Raw genomic sequence first — 16,467 nt, 5'->3', positions numbered from 1 at the left:
GAATCAGCTCATGTAGAGGTCGATCATGCCGGTGCCCACCGGGATCGGGAGGCCGACGATTACGTTCTCAGTGACGCCCTTGAGGTCCTCGGTCTCGCCCTTGACAGCGGCCTCGGCCAGGGTGGGGACTGTGATCTCGAAGGCTGCGCGGGCGAGGACGCTGTCCTTGGTCCCTGCGATTCCGTGCCTGCCGATCTGCTGGATGTAGCCCTTCGACGTCATTAGGTCGGCGACGAGGAAGATGTGGCGGATGTCTACCTCGAGGCCCTGCTCGTCGAGGGTGGACATTACCTCGCGCACGAGCGTCGCTCGGGCTGCCTCGATTCCCAGGACCTGGGCGACTTCATGGACGTTGTTGGTGTAGACGCGCGTCGGGTCGACCCCGACGATCATGACTACCTTCCCGAGGTTGGAGCCGGCGGTCTGGATGAACCACTCCTCTCCTTCCTTCACGACCGTGACCCGGGTGATCCCTGGAATCCCCTTCAGCTTCATGTTGAGGATCTTGTTGCGCAGGGTGAAGAGGGTCGAGAGGTCGGCGTTCTCCATGCTGACGTGGATTATGTTCTTGTTCTTCTTGTCCGGCTGGACGTTCCTCTTGCCGGTCTCTATGACTTTAGAGATCTCCTCCGCGTTGGTGTCGCGGTCGGTCATCATGTCGGGGCTGAGGTGGAGCTTGATTCCCTCGGTAGGGTCGACCTCGCTGTAGCTTACTATGTTGCCGACCTTGGTGAAGAGGATTTCCTTTGCGACCTTGACCGCCTTCTCGTTGCTGGTCCCGTACTCCTTGGTCAGGTAGATGTCCATGGAGGGCTTCGCCGGAATCTTGCGGGCGTCCACCAACTCCATGAGCCTGGGGAGCCCGAGGGTGACGTCGCGCTCCCTGACTCCTGCGAAGTGGAATGTCCTCAGCGTCATCTGGGTGCCGGGCTCGCCGATGGACTGGGCGGCGACTATTCCTGAGGCCTCTCCCGGCTCGACGCGCGAGTAGTCGAGGGCCTCGGCTACCTTCTCCATTGTCTCCTTGACCCCTTCCTCGCTGAGGTGGGAGGCGCTAAGCTTCTCGTTGAGCTCTCTGACGAGGCGCTCGTTGAGTGAGGCCTGGTACTTCTTGACCTGCTTCTCGACCGATTCGGTGTCCGGCTTGGCCTTGGCCTTGTGGGAGAGCTCCTCAGTCTCGATCAGCCTGTCAAGGTTGATGGGTCGCCCGTGGTCCGACTTTGCGGGGTCGACGCCGTCTTCGCCGTAGATGAACTGGATGACGTGCCCGTGGGGGTCCCTCACGGTGAGGTCGTACTCTACCTTGAGGTGCTCGAGGGCGTTGACGAGCCTGCGCTGCATGTAGCCGCTCTGCTGCGTCCTGACCGCCGTGTCCACAAGGCCCTCGCGGCCGCCCATCGCGTGGAAGAAGAACTCGGTGGGCGAGAGGCCATCCCGGTAGTTGCTGCGGACGAAGCCCTTGGCCTCGGGGGACGGGTCGTTCCAGGCGAAGTGGCTCAGTGCCCGGCCCTTCATGCCGTGGTCGATCCTCTTGCCTCTGACTGACTGCTGTCCGAGGGCGGCGGTCATCTGGCCGACGTTGAGGCTGGAGCCCCTGGCGCCGGTGCGTGCCATAATCATGCCGGAGTTCTCGGCTGGGAAGGAGCGGTCTGCGATGCGGCCGGCCCGGTCCCTCGCCCTGGCCAGTTCGTTGACTATGAGCGCCTCGAGCGCGTCCTCGGCGGAGAGGCCCTTGGTCAACTGGAGGGTCCCGGCCTTGTACTTCTTGATGAGGTCGAAGACGTTCGTGTACGCCTCGTCGAGGGTGTCGGTGATCCCCTTCTTCGCCTCGGCGGGCAGCTCGAGCTCGTTGAAGCCGTAGGTGAAGCCGCGGCGGGTCAGGAAGGTCTTGAGGACCTTCAGGATGGAGTTGAGGAAGTTGCGGGCCTCCTCGTTGCCGTAGTCCTTGGCGATGCGGTGGAGGAGGGAGTCTGGCTCTTCGGCCCCGATGACCGCCTTGTCGACCACGCCGGAGATCAGCTGCCCGTTCCGGATCACTACGTCGTTGGTCGTCCCGGTCCTCTGGGCTTTGGCCCACTTTGAGGTGAGGACGTAGTTCATGTCGGCCGGCAGGAACAGCGAGAAGAGCTGGCGCCCCGTGTAGGTAGGGTGGGAGCCCTTGGTCGAGGGTTCGGGCAGGTCCCCTGAGTAGTCGCCTACGAGGGCGAGGTTGGAGAACTCGGCGGGGGTCAGGGTCGTCTCGTCGCGGGTGAGCATGAATGCGCCCGTGATGAAGTCGCGGATCCCCCCGATGATGGGGCCTCCGTACCTCGGGGTGAGGATCTGGTCCTGGACCTTCATGAGCATGAGGGCCTCGGACCGGGACTCCTCGCTCTGGGGGACGTGGAGGTTCATCTCATCGCCGTCGAAGTCTGCGTTGTAGGGCGGGCAGACCGAGGGGTGGAGGCGGAAGGTGCGGAAGGGGAGGACGCGGACGAAGTGGGCCATGACCGACATCCTGTGGAGAGATGGCTGCCTGTTGAAGAGGACGACGTCGCCGTCCATGAGATGGCGCTCCACGATGTATCCGAAAGTGAGCGAGTCTGCTAGGGCCTTGCGGTCGCTCGCGAAGTCCAGCCTGATCTTGACGCCGTCGGGGCGGATCACGTAGTTGGCGCCCGGGTGCTCGAAGGGTCCCCTGTTGACCAGGGCCTTCAGGTTCTCCAGGTTCATGGGAGAAACCTTCTCGGGGATGGTCAGCTTCTTGGCGATCTCGAAGGGGATCCCGACCTCGCCGATGTCGAGATTGGGGTCGGGGCTGATGACAGTGCGGCTGGAGAAGTCGACGCGCTTTCCTGAGAGGGAGCCCCTGAACCTGCCTTCTTTGCCCTTCAGCCTCTGTGAGAGGGTCTTGAGTGGGCGGCCGGAGCGGTGGTGGGCTTGGGGGATGCCGGAGACCTCGTTGTCAAAGTAAGTCGTTACGTGGTAGTGGAGCAGGTCGACCAGGTCCTGGACGATGAGATGCGGTGTCCCCGACTCCTTGCTTTCGCGGACGCGCTGGTTGACCCTGAGGATGTCCACGACCTTGTGGGTCAGGTCGTCCTCGGAGCGGATCCCGGACTCGAGGGTGATGGAGGGGCGGACGGTCAGGGGCGGGACGGGTAGGACCTGGAGGACGAACCACTCGGGGCGGGCGGCCTTGGCGTTGAAGCCGAGGAGGTCGAGGTCCTCGTTTGTCAAGCGCTCGAGGCGTTCGCGGATGGCGACCGGGAGGAGGCGGGTGGCGCCGCCCTCCTCCGTGATCTCGTGGAAGATAGTGGGCTTTGTGAACTCGATCTGGTATTGCTGCTTGCCGCAGTGGGGGCAGAGCTTGACCTTCTTCGCCTTGGTGGTGATCTCTTTGGCTACGACCTCCAGGAGGGTCGGCGTGAACTCGGTTTTGCTCGCCAGCCTTACCCTGTAGGCGTCAAGCTCCTGTTGGGTAAGGAGGATCCGGCCGCAGGTGCGGCACGTGGTCTGGATCAGCTTGTTGATCTCGTCGACGAACGCGATGTGGAGGACAGGCTCAGCGAGCTCGATGTGCCCAAAGTGGCCGGGGCACCGTCCGGCCGTGCTCCCGCACGTCCCGCACTTCTGGCCTGGCTCGAGCGTACCTAGCCTGCTGTCCATGAGGCCGCCCTGGACCGGCATCCCGTCCTCGTCGTAGGTCTCTGGCTGGGTGATCTCTGCGACCGAGTACTTCCGGACCTCGCTGGGGGAGAAGACCGAGAAGTCGATTCCGCCGATCGTCTTGAGCGCCTGTTCCATCGACACTTCTCTACACCTTGTCCTTTAGCTTGAGCCTGGGCGCTATGTTCAGGCTCATCATTTCCTGGAGTAGGAGCTTGAAGGCGTAGGCCACCACAACTGTGGAGATCTTGGCCTGGTCGCCGTCGATCTTGCAGGTGTACTTGCGCTGCTTGGCGTCGTAGTAGGCGATTAGGCCGCACTTCTCGCAGACGTAGACCTCAGTCTTGTCTGCCTCGTCAAGGAGGCGGTCCTTGAGGACCATCGAGGCCCCGTAGGCGATGAGGCAGTCCCTCTCCATCTCGCCGAATCTGAGGCCGCCGCCGCGGGCCCTCCCTTCTGTGGGCTGTTTTGTGAGCATCTGGACCTGGCCTCTCGCCCTTGCGTGGATCTTGTCGGCGACCATGTGGTGGAGCTTCTGGTAGTAGACGACGCCGACGAAGACGTCTGTTGCGAACTTCTTGCCCGTCTTGCCGTCGTACATGACCTCCCTGCCGGTCGGCTCGAAACCGCGTCCCCGGAGGACCTTCTCCATCTCCTCGATGCTCTCGCCTGCGAAGGCAGAGCCGTCGACGGGGGAGCCCCTGAAGGCCCCGGCCTTGCCAGCGATCGACTCGATGAACTGGCCGACGGTCATCCTCGAAGGGAAGGCGTGCGGGTTGATTATGACGTCGGGGACGATCCCGTCGGAGGTGTAGGGCATGTCCTCCTGCGGGACCACGAGGCCGATGACTCCCTTCTGCCCGTGCCTCGAGGCGAACTTGTCGCCGATCTCAGGGACGCGCATGTCGCGGACGCGGACCTTGAACATCTTTCCACCCTCTACGTTCTCGGTCATGAAGATCGAGTCGACTACCCCGGCCTCGGAGGGGCGGACCGCGGTCGAAGTGTCCCTGCGGTAGGGGCCCTTGATCTCGAACTCCTTGTACTCCTCCATGAATCGAGGAGGGCTGGTCCGGCCGATGACCACATCGCCACCGGCGACCGGAGACTCATGGGCGACCACGCCATCGCCTTCTAGGAGGCGGTAGAACTTCTCGCCGCGATAGCCGCGGATGTTGGACTCGGCGGAGGGCACCTCGAAGGTGTCGCGCATGCCGCCGAGGTACTGCTTGGCCTCGCCCTCGTAGAGACGGTAGAAGAATGACCTTGCGAGCCCGCGTTCTACGCTCGACTTGTTCATGATGATCGCGTCCTCGATGTTGTAGCCTTCGAAGGAGAGGACCGCGACGACGCAATTCTGCCCCAGAGGCCGCTCGTCGATCTTCAGGAGGTCGAGGGTCCGGGTCCTGACGACCGGGGCCTGGGGGCTGACTAGTAGGTGCTGCCTGACGTGAGGCGAGATCGGGTATGTCGGAGAGCTGAAGCCGAGGCTCTGCTTCGCCATTGCGGACTCGTAGGTGTTCCTTGGCGACTGGTTGTGCTCGGGGAAGGGTATGATCGAGGCGGCGATGCCGAACATGGCGGCCGGGAAGAGCTCCATGTGGGTGTTCTTGGTCGCCACGTCCTCCTCGCTCATTGCCACGAGGCAGTTCTCCTCCTCGTTGGCGTCGATGAGCTCAATGACCCCCTGCTCCACGAGGTCGCGCCAGCCCAGCGAGCCGGAGGCCACCTTGTCGTTGAGCTCGGAGTTGAGCTTGGGGCGTCCGCTCTCGACAAGGATGAGGGGACGGAGTACGCGACCCGAGCTGAGGCTGATGTAGAGCCTCGGGTAGGCCTTGTCGTTGACCGGGGAAACGTAAAGGATGCTGGCGCCGGGGTTGATCTGGCCCTCGCGGCGGAGCTTTCGGAAGGCCTTTGCCAGGCGCTCGCCGTCGTCCACGTACCCGAGGAACCTGCCGTCCATGAAGATCCTGCAGCCCTCTACCTGGGTCTTCTGGTCGGTGTCGCGGATCTGCTTGGCGCCAAGTTCCCAGAGTTTCTCCTCTATCTCCTGTGAAGGGACGCTGACCGAGATTATCGCTGAGAGGGCGAGGTTCTTGACCAGGCCGCAGTTGACGCCTTCAGGAGTCTCGGAGGGGCAGATGCGCCCGAAGTGGGTCGCATGGAGGTCTCTGGCTTCGAAGTTGGGCTGGCTGCGGCTCAGGGGGGACTGAACCCTTCTGAGGTGGCTGAGAGTGCTGAGGTAGTTGGTGCGGTCGAGGAGCTGCGTGACTCCGACCTTACCGCGGCCCCAGTTGCCGGTCGCGATGGCGTTGTTGAGCTTGTCAGTGATGATACCCGTGCGGATGGCAGCGCCGACTACGTTGCCGCCACGCTTCTGGCCGGTCCGCTCGAGCTGGTACTTCATGTCGCGGACTAGGTTCCGGAAGGCGGTCCGGAAGAGGTCGGCCAGCATCTGGCCGGCGAATTTGATTACCTTGTTGCCGTAGTGGTCCTTGTCGTCGGCGCCGATCCAGCCGAGCCTGAGCTCGAGGAGTTTACAGACTGCCTCGCCCATGAACATCGCCTTATCGAAGCGGCGGTCATCGGTCTTGCCGAGGTGGGGAAGGAGGCCCCAGTCGAGCATGGACTGTGCGCGCTTGACCCTGAACTCTTCGAGCATGCCGTGGGCGACCCTGTTCCCTATGAAGACCAGCGACTCCTTCTCACCGGGGGCCTCTCCCGCCTTGTCGAAGGAGACTTCGAGGAGGTCCTGGATCTCGGGCTTGGGGGAGACGGCGTCCGCGATCTCTTTGTCCAGCTTGACTCCGAGGGCGCGCATGACGATCACGAACGGGATGTCCACCGGGCAGCTTGGGACCTTCACGTTGATCGCGCCGTCCTGCTTGAGTGTCAGCTCGAGCTTCGAGCGGTATCCGACCACGGAGGAGTAAACCCGGGCCTTGTAGGTGGTCGAGCCTGAGAGCTTCTCGGAGTCGACCAAGATCTTGTTGGGTGACAGGTCCTCGAGGCCGACTATGACGCGCTCGGCGCCGTGGATGATGAAGTAGCCGCCGGGGTCGTTCGGGTCCTCGCCGGACTCGATGAGCTGCTCCTTGGAGCGGTTCGAGAGCTGGCAGAGCTCTGACTTCACCATCACCGGGAGGTCGCCGATGTGCTGGCGCGTCGTGTCGCGTGGAAGGCCCTCCTCTTCGATCGTCATCTCCAGGAGGATGGGGGCGGAGTAGGTGAGGTTGCGTAGGCGGGACTCCATGGGGAGTATGCTGCTCACCGAGCCGTCGATCTCGACCACCCGGGGCGACCCGAGGGTGAGCCTTCCGAACTTTATCTTGTACGGGGTGCTGACTGTTTCGACCTCCACCTCTCCGATCTCGTCGACGATGTTCTGGAGGCCCCTGGAGACGAACTCGTTGTAGGAGTTCAGGTGTTGGCGGGCGACTCCTTCGCGCTGCAGGAGGTCGCTGAGGACGACCCAGGAGTTGGAAGAGACGATCTGTTTGCTCATGTCAATTCTCCACCACGTAGCGGTAGTAGGTGCTGGTGCCTGCGGTCTCGCTGTTCCTTGTGATCCTTACGAGGTCTCCGGGCTTGGCCCCGACCTCCTTCGCTATCGCGTCCGTCGACACGATGTAGGGGAACTGTCCGGGGGAGGAGTTGTACCTTGCGAGAACCTGGGTGGCCTCTTCCCTGGTCAGGAGCTCGTGCTTTGGGATGAGAAAGTGGGTGCTTACCTTGAATGGCGGGACCTCGTCTTCGACCTTCTTCCGCTTTACCGTCCGCTTGGCGGTGGTCTTGGCGGTGGTCTTGGTGGTCGTCTTGCTGGGTGCTATTCCGTCTTACCCCCATTCAAAACATACAGTAGCTGACGTGCACAATACAATGCGCAGGGCCCAATGAGACGGGCCCGCCGACGCGTATTTAGATTTTGCTCGGAGCAAAGCGGAGCGTCATTGTGGAGCCCATCGGCTCTCAAGGTTGTCAGTCGAGGGCTCGACTAGACGCTGACTGATTCGGCCTCGTAGACCGAGGTCCCTTCTTCGGGCCGCTGGACGACCTTGCTGAACTCCTGGTAGAGGCGCTTCGTGAGGGGACCTACCCCTCCGTTCCCGATCTTGGTCCCGGCGACAGTGCCCACCGACAGGATCTCTGACTTCGTCCCCACCAGGAAGACTTCGTCGGCGGTCACGAGTTCGAACGGCGTCACGTCCCTCTGGTCCACGTCCATCCCGAGGTCAGAGCATAGACGTATGATCCTGCCCCTCGTAATCCCGTGGAGGATCCCTGCGGAGGAGGAGGGCGTCGCTATCTTGGTCTCCTTTACGATGAAGATGTTGCTGACGGTCGCCTCGGAGACGAACCCGCGGTGGTCTAGAAGAATCGCGTCGTCGACCCCTGCGTTGTTCGCTTCTATCTTGGCGAGGATGCTGTTGAGGTAGTTGAGCGACTTGATTTCATGGGAGGCGGCGTCGACAGGGTCTCGTCTGGTGGAGGCGAGGATGACCTTGACGACCCTCGGTTCCCTCGGACCGAGCACAGTGGTCATGGGCTCTGCGATAATGAAGATCGTCGGGTCCTTGCAGAGAGCCGGGTCAACGCCCAGGTCTCCGGGTCCCCGTGAGACGACGAGCCTGACGTAGGCGTCCTTGAGATGGTTCTTTCTCAGCGTCTCCAGGACAGCCTCGGACATCTCGTGCTTCGTGAGGGGGACCTTCAGGTGGATCGACTTCGCAGAGTCATACAGCCGCTCGATGTGCTCTACGAGCCGGAAAACGCTCCCGCCATAGACCCTGATTCCTTCGAAGACGCCATCTCCGTAAAGAAGACCGTGGTCAAACACGGAGACGACGGCCTTGGACTTCTCCACGAAGTCGCCGTCGATGTAGACCAGGAGCTCTTTGTCCATCGATGTGAAACCGAAGTTTTCGACAATAAAACGGTTGCGCTAGTGCACAGAGTCGCGCAACTTCCCGAAGACGAAGGGCAGGACGCCGCCGACCTTTGCGTAGCTCATCTCCGTGTCGTTGTCGACCCGGGCGAGGGCCTTGAACTTGATCTTCCCGCCGTTCCCCTCGGCCTCGACGTCGACCCACTGCTTTGGTCCGCTCATCGTTGACAGTCCTGTGACTGAGAACTTCTCCCTCCCGGTCAGGCCCAGGGACTTCGCGCTCACTCCTTCGCCGAACTGGAGGGGGATGACCCCCATGGCGACGAGGTTGCTCCTGTGGATCCTCTCGTAGTCCTCCGCGATGACGGCCCTGACGCCCAGCATCTTGGGCGCTTTTGCGGCCCAGTCCCTCGAGCTTCCAGCACCGTATTGCTTTCCGGCCAGGACGATGAGAGGAACTCTCTCGCTCGCGTACTGCTCGGCTACTTCGAAGATAGTGGCTACGTTGCCGTCTGGGAGGTGGGCGGTGAAACCCCCCTCCTTGCCGCCCGCAAGGAGGTTCCTGAGCCTGATGTTGCTGAATCCCCCGCGGACCATAACCTCGTGGTTCCCTCTCCGCGCTCCGTACGTGGAGAGCTGGACGAGGTCGACGCCTTTCGTCTTGAGATAGGACCCGGCGGCGCTGTCGACAGGAATCGTCCCTGCCGGGGATATGTGGTCGGTGGTCACCTTGTCCTCGAGGAAGGCCAGGACCCTGGCGCCTTCGAAGTCCTCAAGGGCGCTGGTCGCAAAGCTCTGTCCGAACCAGTCAGGCCGGCGGATGTATGTCGACGCGCCGTCCCAGTGGTAGACCTCGTCCTTGAAGGAGGTGAGGGCGTTCCACCGGTCGTCACCTTTCATCGCGTCCGAGTAACGCACCTCGAAGAGCTTGGAATCCAGAGAAGACTCTACGGTCGTTCGTATCTCCTCCATGGTGGGCCAGAGGTCCCTCAGGCTGACGAGTTTTCCTCCCTTGCCGAGGCCCAAGGGAGTGGATTCAAAGTCAAAGTCGATGCGACCGGCGAGGGCGTACGCCACCACCAGCATCGGGGACATTAGGAAGGAGCCCTTGACAAGCGGATGGATCCTGCCGTCGAAGTTTCTGTTGCCAGAGAGGACTGCGACCGAGTAGAGGTCGCGAGCCATGATTTGGTCTTCGACCTCCTTCGAGAGCGGGCCGCTGTTCCCGATGCAATTGTGGACGGACACTCCTCCGGCAATGAATGAATGCAAGTCATCCACCGTCAGGTCGTACACCGGCCTCTGCCCTGAGGGGCGACGATCTACAACGGCGAGCGAGAACGTCGGAAGCGTCATCGATTCCTTCTTTGTGCAATACCGTTTCGAGTAATCCCCCTCCTCTCTTTCCAGGAGCGGAGAGAACCAATCACGAACGCCCATCTCCTTGAACAGTGCCACGGGTGACTGGAAGTCGTAGCTATCACGGTGCAGTGGTCTGAATTCACGACCTGCTGAGTTCGGTAGACGAGAGAATCGGTCGTAGCCCTCAAGCAGGGCGTAGTGATGAGAGACTATTAGGGGGAGCGACTCTTCCGCCTCGTGACCGGCCATCGACAGCACCACCAATTGCCTCGCCTTGGTGAAAGACAACTCGGGCTGGTCCTGATGCAGTGCCCTCAGTCGGTCAGCCATACTTAGACGCTGTTTGTGGATGCCGTCGAGGATCCGCCAATACACACATGCTGCGCTTGCCCGCATCGCCTTGTCAACGCTGAAACGGAATCCGACATGCTCGACGAATGAGAGCCCGTTGGGGAGGACGAGGCGAACTTCAATCCTTGGAACGCCATCAAGAGCGGGCGGGTACGTTGAACTGCTCCTTCTTGTCGGATAATCGTAGACCTTGGCGCCTTCGGTCTCGACACCACATCGCGCCAGGAGTCGAGTCAACTCTTGCATCAACTCCTTTGTGCGACTCAAGTGAATTGGGGTAGTGCTTCGAGAGTAAGCGATGGGTGAAAGTGACGCTTGCTCTTGATGCGCCCCGCGACGATGAAGTCCAGGGGCGTGGCCGTCCGCACCAAATAGCCCGCCCATGAATTCCCGGACAACGGACACGGGGCACTCGTTCCGGCGCACAAAGTCCGGAAGCAAGGGAGCCTGACCTTTCCGTCTGCCTACCTGCACTCCCGGAATCTGCACAATTGCCCTAGTGAGTGACGATGGGAGCACGATAGTCCATTTGAGGTCATCGTAGCGGTTGGCAGTCGGGCGAAGTCCCGTGAGCAATTCTACGTCGTTGAGGATTAGCTCGCGATCGATGGCTTGACCGACGTTCATGCGTCCTTGTCCCAACACGCTTATCGAGCCATCATCGAGAAGATGTCCTAGCAGTCGCGCGAAGGCCAGGGTTCGGGAGCGATTCTGTTCCGTCTTCAGGTCGAAGGTGAAGGTTCCAACCCTCAGGACGTATCCAGGTTCGTCATCACCTGGGGTGTCCAGGGGCCCGTCGAGGCCTGCGACAACCCGGTCAGTCCCCGGAGCGAGTTCGTCCGCTCTGACCCATCGGCCGTCGGAACAGAGAATCATGTGGTCAGGCGTACAAGTGAGGGTCCGCCCGTCCTGGAGCACGATTTCAACGCAGTCACGGATGCCGTTCTTGAAGAGCATCGACTGTCGGCCGACTCCCAGTCTGCCGTCTGAGGTTGGGCCGAAGACCATAGCCCCGCCAATCACAGGAAGGTGTTCGATGGGCCTGTAGGTACCGTTTGCAAGCAACACAGGCGTCCCTTGAGCGATACAGGTAGTACACCCGTAGCCTACGAGGCTGAATCCGAGCTTGTCGAGGTATTGGAGGAGGTCCGAGTTCTGGAGGTAGTCTGTGACAACAGTCGAGCCCGGCGCCAGGCTCGGCTTGACCCACGGTTTGACTGTCAGGCCCGCTTCGACAGCCTTCTTCGCGATGAGGGCAGCACCCACCATCACGGTCGGGTTCGAAGTGTTGGTGCAGCTGGTGATCGCCGCGATGACAACCGAGCCGTCTTGGAGGCCGGAGTGAATCGGCCCGTCCTCCTCGAGCATGAGCTGGTTGCGGGTGGCTGTGGCTCCCCCTCCGCCCGCCGCGCTCCTCTGGTCGAGCATCGCCCTCGTGAAGGATGGGACCGAGGTGAGGACGTGGCGCTCCTCGGGGTTCCTCGGGCCGGCTATGGAGGGCTCGATCTTGTCTAGGTCGATCACGATCACTTCGGAGTACTTTGGTTCCGCCTCGGTCACGAAGAACCCGAACTGTCTCGCGTACCTCTCCACGAATTCGACGTGGGCTCTTGGCCTTGCCGTGCCGAGGAGATACCTCAGGGTCGCCTCGTCGACCGGGGAGTAACTCGCGGTGGCGCCGTACTCAGGAGACATGTTCCCGAGGGTCGCGCGGTCGGGGACTGTGAGGTGGCGGTATCCGTCGCCGAAGTACTCGACGAAATAGCCCACGACGTTCCTCTGCCGGAGCTTCTCTGTGACTGTGAGGACGAGGTCGGTCGGGGTTACGCCCTCTCGGAGGCGCCCCGTGAGCCTGACTCCGAGGACCTTCGGGATTGGCATGTGGTAGGGCTCGCCGAGCATGACCGCCTCGGCCTCGATTCCGCCGACACCCCATCCGAGGCAGCCGACGCCGTTGACCATTGTCGTGTGGGAGTCGGTTCCCACGAGGGTGTCGGGAAAGGCCGTGAGCCTGCCGCCTGTTCCAGAGGATGTAGCGACTACCTTCGACAAATACTCGAGGTTGAACTGGTGGCAGATCCCCTTCCCAGGAGGAAAGACGCGCATGTTTTCGAAGGAGGACTGCGCCCACTTCAGGAGCGCGTACCTCTCCGAGTTCCTCTCGTACTCCTTCTCCAGGTTCACGGAGAACGCGAGCTGGTCTCCCCAGGCGTCGACCTGAATGGAGTGGTCGATGACCAGGTCCACCGGGACCTTCGAGTTGACCTTCTTAGGGTCAATGCCGGCAGACTTGGCGGCATCCCTCATGGCCGCGAGGTCCACTATCAGAGGCACGCCAGTGTAGTCCTGGAGGAGGACGCGGTAGGGCATGAACGGGGTCTCCTTGCCCACCGAAGAGGGCCACTCGGAGAGGAGGGTCGCAGCTTCAGACGCTCCGTGGACGGCTCCAGCATGACGGGCCGCGTTCTCGAGGAGGACCCTGATCGAATAGGGTAGGGCGTCGACGTCCTTTCCCGATGCCTTCAGCCTGTTGACGTTGACCGCGTCTGCTAGGCCCGCGGGAGACTCGATTTTCTCCCAGAGGGCGTCGAGGTCGTGCAAAGCGTTCTCAGTCCGGTGTCGCGGCCTCTCCGCCGCTATTTGAACCTGAGAGTAATTTGGCATACGAGACCTGGGTCACGCGAGGACCTCGGAGGAGGGCAGGGACTATCGCGGCCGCATTGATGACCGCGAGTATTCTGTAGACGCCGTCGAGCCCTGAGGCGAAGGCGGCCCGCTCAGCCACGGTCGCCGGTATCCCGCCAGTCGAGGAGATGACCTTGCTCACCAGCGCGTAGGGAAGGAAGAGCGACAGAGAGAGCAGCACCAGATTGAAGCTCATGGTGAAACCGACGTTGAAGACCGTGCCCCTGAGCCCCGAAGCGACCCCGCGACGGTGTGGTGGGACTGAGCCCATGATTGAGCTCATGTTCGGGCTTACGAAGAGACCCATCCCTGCCCCCCCTAGCACGAGATAGAGCGCAATGACCTGATAGGGTGTCGAGGGCGCTATGGTCGAAAAGAGCGACAAAGAGGCGCTGATTGCCAGGAGGCCTAGGCCTGTAAAGCGGATAGGCCCGTACCTGTCGGAGAGTCGCCCGCTCAGAGGGCCGACCAAGAGGAAGGCGACGTCAAAGGGGATGATACGAAAGCCTGCCTCGAGGGGTGAGAGCCCCTCGACGAGCTGCAGGTAGAGGCTCAAGAGGAGGATGAAGGCTCCCCACGCGATCGCGTTCAGAAACAGGGCGATGACTCCTCCGGCGTACTCGCGGATTCTCAAAAGGCCGAGGTCGAGAAGGGGATGGGACCGCCTCCTCTCGATGAGCATGAATGAAGCAAGCGACACCGCCGCGGTGAGGGCGAGGGAGGCGACGGTTGCCGCCTCTGCCTGTCCGTAGGCCGCGAAGGTGAGCATGAGCAAGAAGGAGGCGATGAATGCGGAGAACGCCGCGAAGCCCTGCCAGTCCATCGGGGCCCCGACGTCCCTCTGGCCGAGTTCCTTGAGCCTCCAGCGGGCCCACAGGGTCCCGAAGATCCCGACTGGGATGTTGATGTAGAAGAGATACCTCCAGTCCGCGAAGGCGAGGATCAGGCCGCTGAGGGTGAGGCCGAGCATCGAGCCGGTGCGGAAAGCGACCGAGTTGATTCCAAGCGCCTTGCCGAGCTCGTTCGAGGGGAACGCGTCCGTCACGATGGCCGCCGAGTTGGCAAAGAGCGCGGCGGAACCTAGGCCCTGGAAGAGCCTGGAGGCGATGAACGTCTCGGGGGTGACCGAGAGGGCCGTCAAGGCGGAGCCGACCGTGAAGATGACGAACCCGGCGGAGTAGACCTTGACCCGCCCGAAGATGTCGCTCGCGCGCCCGATGAAGAGAAGGGCGACGGTGCTGCCTATCACGTAGGCCTGGGTGAACCAGATGGCCTGCTCCGCATCCGCGTGGAGCGCGCTCGCGAGCGTAGGGAGGCCTATGACCACTATCCTCCCGTCTATGCCGCTCATTAGGACCCCGACGGTAGTGACCGTCATCACAGTCCACTTGTATTCCAAAGCTGACGAGATTCTCCTGGAGACTACCGACAGGCCGCCCCAGCGACTTGTGTAAAGGCTTGTTGATTCGAACAAACTTCAATTACTTAGGGCAGCAGCGGAAACGAGCTTTGGAGGGGAAGAACAATCGGCTGATCAGGGAGAAGAGCCCCTACCTTCTCAAGCACGCTCACAATCCTGTAGAGTGGTTCACGTGGGAAAAGGAAGCCCTGGCGAAGGCCAAGAATGACAACAAGCCGATCTTCCTGAGCATCGGGTACTCTACATGCCATTGGTGCACGGTGATGGAAGGGGAGTCCTTCGAGGACTTGGAGACCGCGGCGTTTCTTAACAAGCACTTCATCTCGATAAAGGTCGACAGAGAAGAACGCCCCGAGCTGGATTCGTACTACATGCGCGCGGTCCAGGCTATGACCGGTGGAGGCGGTTGGCCGCTGAGCGTCTTCCTGACTCCCGACCTCAAGCCGTTCTACGGAGGGACGTACTTCCCCAAAGAGCCGAGGTACGGGATGCCGAGCTTCATGCAGGTGCTCGAGTTCGTCGCGAAGGTCTGGAAGGACAGGAGGGAGGAGATCGTAGGGAACGCGGAGGGAGTCGCGAAGGCGATAACGCAGCAGCAGGCGGCGGCATCGGGCGAGAAGCTCGGGCCTAAGACCCTGGACGAAGCCTACACTTCCATCGTATCCACCTTTGACCTTGAGCACGGCGGGTTCGGGGGATCGCCCAAGTTTCCTGTCCCGTTGACCTCGGAGTTCCTGCTGCTGTACCATTTCAGGAACCAACGAGAACTCGCCCTTCGCGCAGTCGAGAAGACGCTGGAGGTCATGGCTGCGGGAGGGATTCACGACCATGTGGGCGGCGGGTTCCACAGGTACGCGACCGACAGGATCTGGCTCGTGCCTCACTTCGAGAAGATGCTCTACGACAACGCACTCCTGGCCAAACTCTACCTGGAGGCCTTCCAGGTGACTGGGAAGCGCAGCTACTCGGATGTAGCGAAGGGGGCGCTCGGCTGGATCACTGGAGAGATGAGGGACGCCCAGGGTGGCTTCTACTCTGCGCAAGACGCAGACACCGAAGAGGGGGAGGGCACGTACTACACCTGGACTCCTGACGAGCTGGATGAGGTGCTCGGCAGGGAAGCCGGGTCGGCGACGGCGCAGGCGTTCGGGGTCACCAAGAATGGGAACTTCGAAGATCGCAACATCCTGCACGCAGTTTCTGGGGGCACTGTCGAGAAGAAGTGGCTTGACTCGCTGTACAGAGCGCGTCTTCGGAGACCCAGGCCCGCAACCGACACTAAGGTGCTGACCTCGTGGAACGGCCTTGCTATCTCCGCACTCTCTTTGGCGAGTGAGGTTCTCGGAGGGTCCGAGTACGCGAAGAGAGCCTCTGCAGCTGCACAGTTCATTCTAGAGAAGGTGAGCCGCGACGGTCGTCTTATGAGGCGATTCGCGGGCGGCGAGGCGGGGCTCGAGGGGACGCTGGAGGACTATGCCTTCTTCGCCCAGGGGCTGGTAGACCTGTTCGAGGCCACGTCAGCGCCGAGGTGGCTGCGCGAGGCCCTGCGCCTGACTGGACTGATGAGAGAGCTCTTCGAGGACAGGGAGGCCGGCGGCTTCTACCTGACTGAGAAGGCAGAGCCGGTGAGGATCAAGGAGGTCTACGACGGGCCGACCCCCTCGGGAAATTCCGTCGCAGTCAACCTTCTGATCCGGCTTGCGGAGCTCACGGGCGACGAGGAATTCAGGGCTTCTGCTGACAAAGCTCTCAATGCGTTTGCCGCTGAACTCGAGCAACAGCCTTCGGCCCATGCGAACTTGCTGGTGGCGCTCGACCTGGCGTCAAGGGGCATGAGGGAGATTGTGATAACGGGGAAGACGGGAGTCGAGGTCCGGCCGATGATTGAGGAGGCCTTCCGGACCTTCTCCCCGAATGCGGTTGTGCTCGTCTCCACCTCTGACACCCATGAAGAGCTCTCGAAGATCTCGAAGCTGCTGGAAGGCAGGAAAGTCCTCTCGAAGCCTAGGGCCTACGTCTGCCAGAACTTCACATGCAAGCTTCCAGCAGACTCCGTGCAGGCTTTGCGGACACAGCTCGCCGGTTAGGGTTTTATCGGGGCCCCGTGGGCGGTCGG

Annotated in this window: 7 protein-coding genes; 1 reads left to right on the top strand and 6 read right to left on the bottom strand. The window is 61.7% G+C overall.

Features of this window, described 5'->3' with window-relative positions:
- Nucleotides 1–3: 3 nt before the first annotated feature.
- The 6 genes from HY247_00925 to HY247_00900 form a co-directional block, all read right to left on the bottom strand.
- On the bottom strand, nucleotides 4–3,786 hold the full coding sequence (locus HY247_00925; GenBank protein ID QQG49512.1) for a DNA-directed RNA polymerase subunit A': 3,783 nt from the start codon (nucleotides 3,784–3,786) through the stop codon (nucleotides 4–6).
- 10 nt (nucleotides 3,787–3,796) lie between these two features.
- Nucleotides 3,797–7,153, bottom strand: a complete 3,357-nt coding sequence (locus HY247_00920; GenBank protein ID QQG48909.1) for a DNA-directed RNA polymerase subunit B — start codon at nucleotides 7,151–7,153, stop codon at nucleotides 3,797–3,799.
- A 1-nt stretch (nucleotide 7,154) separates the two neighbouring features.
- Nucleotides 7,155–7,478 (bottom strand): DNA-directed RNA polymerase subunit H, encoded by a 324-nt coding sequence (locus tag HY247_00915; protein QQG49511.1) that lies wholly within the window; start codon nucleotides 7,476–7,478, stop codon nucleotides 7,155–7,157.
- Between the two features lie 164 nt (nucleotides 7,479–7,642).
- Nucleotides 7,643–8,551 carry a branched-chain-amino-acid transaminase gene (gene ilvE / locus HY247_00910; protein ID QQG48908.1) on the bottom strand — a complete coding sequence of 303 codons (909 nt, stop codon included), beginning with the start codon at nucleotides 8,549–8,551 and terminating at the stop codon, nucleotides 7,643–7,645.
- A 39-nt stretch (nucleotides 8,552–8,590) separates the two neighbouring features.
- Nucleotides 8,591–12,910, bottom strand: coding sequence for a hypothetical protein (locus HY247_00905; protein QQG48907.1), 4,320 nt, complete (start codon nucleotides 12,908–12,910; stop codon nucleotides 8,591–8,593).
- Nucleotides 12,855–14,330 (bottom strand): MFS transporter, encoded by a 1,476-nt coding sequence (locus tag HY247_00900; protein ID QQG48906.1) that lies wholly within the window; start codon nucleotides 14,328–14,330, stop codon nucleotides 12,855–12,857. The genes HY247_00905 and HY247_00900 overlap by 56 nt, the downstream gene beginning before the upstream one ends.
- Before the next feature lie 110 nt (nucleotides 14,331–14,440).
- Here HY247_00900 and HY247_00895 point away from each other — a divergent pair, with 110 nt between their 5' ends.
- Nucleotides 14,441–16,438, top strand: a complete 1,998-nt coding sequence (locus HY247_00895; protein QQG48905.1) for a thioredoxin domain-containing protein — start codon at nucleotides 14,441–14,443, stop codon at nucleotides 16,436–16,438.
- The last annotated feature ends 29 nt before the right edge of the window (nucleotides 16,439–16,467 follow it).

It is taken from the genome of archaeon, from assembly GCA_016432545.1.
In the GTDB taxonomy this organism is placed as follows: Archaea; Thermoproteota; Nitrososphaeria; order Nitrososphaerales; family Gagatemarchaeaceae; genus UBA183.
The sequence above is the reverse complement of the archived record's forward strand: the minus strand, read 5'-3'. Positions and strand labels throughout refer to the sequence as shown.

Excerpts from the sequence above, each read along its gene's own strand:
- ilvE (QQG48908.1), bottom strand. The coding sequence starts at position 8,551 with ATGGACAAAGAGCTCCTGGTCTACATCGACGGCGACTTCGTGGAGAAG.
- HY247_00925 (QQG49512.1), bottom strand. The coding sequence starts at position 3,786 with ATGGAACAGGCGCTCAAGACGATCGGCGGAATCGACTTCTCGGTCTTC.
- HY247_00920 (QQG48909.1), bottom strand. The coding sequence starts at position 7,153 with ATGAGCAAACAGATCGTCTCTTCCAACTCCTGGGTCGTCCTCAGCGAC.
- HY247_00905 (QQG48907.1), bottom strand. The coding sequence starts at position 12,910 with ATGCCAAATTACTCTCAGGTTCAAATAGCGGCGGAGAGGCCGCGACAC.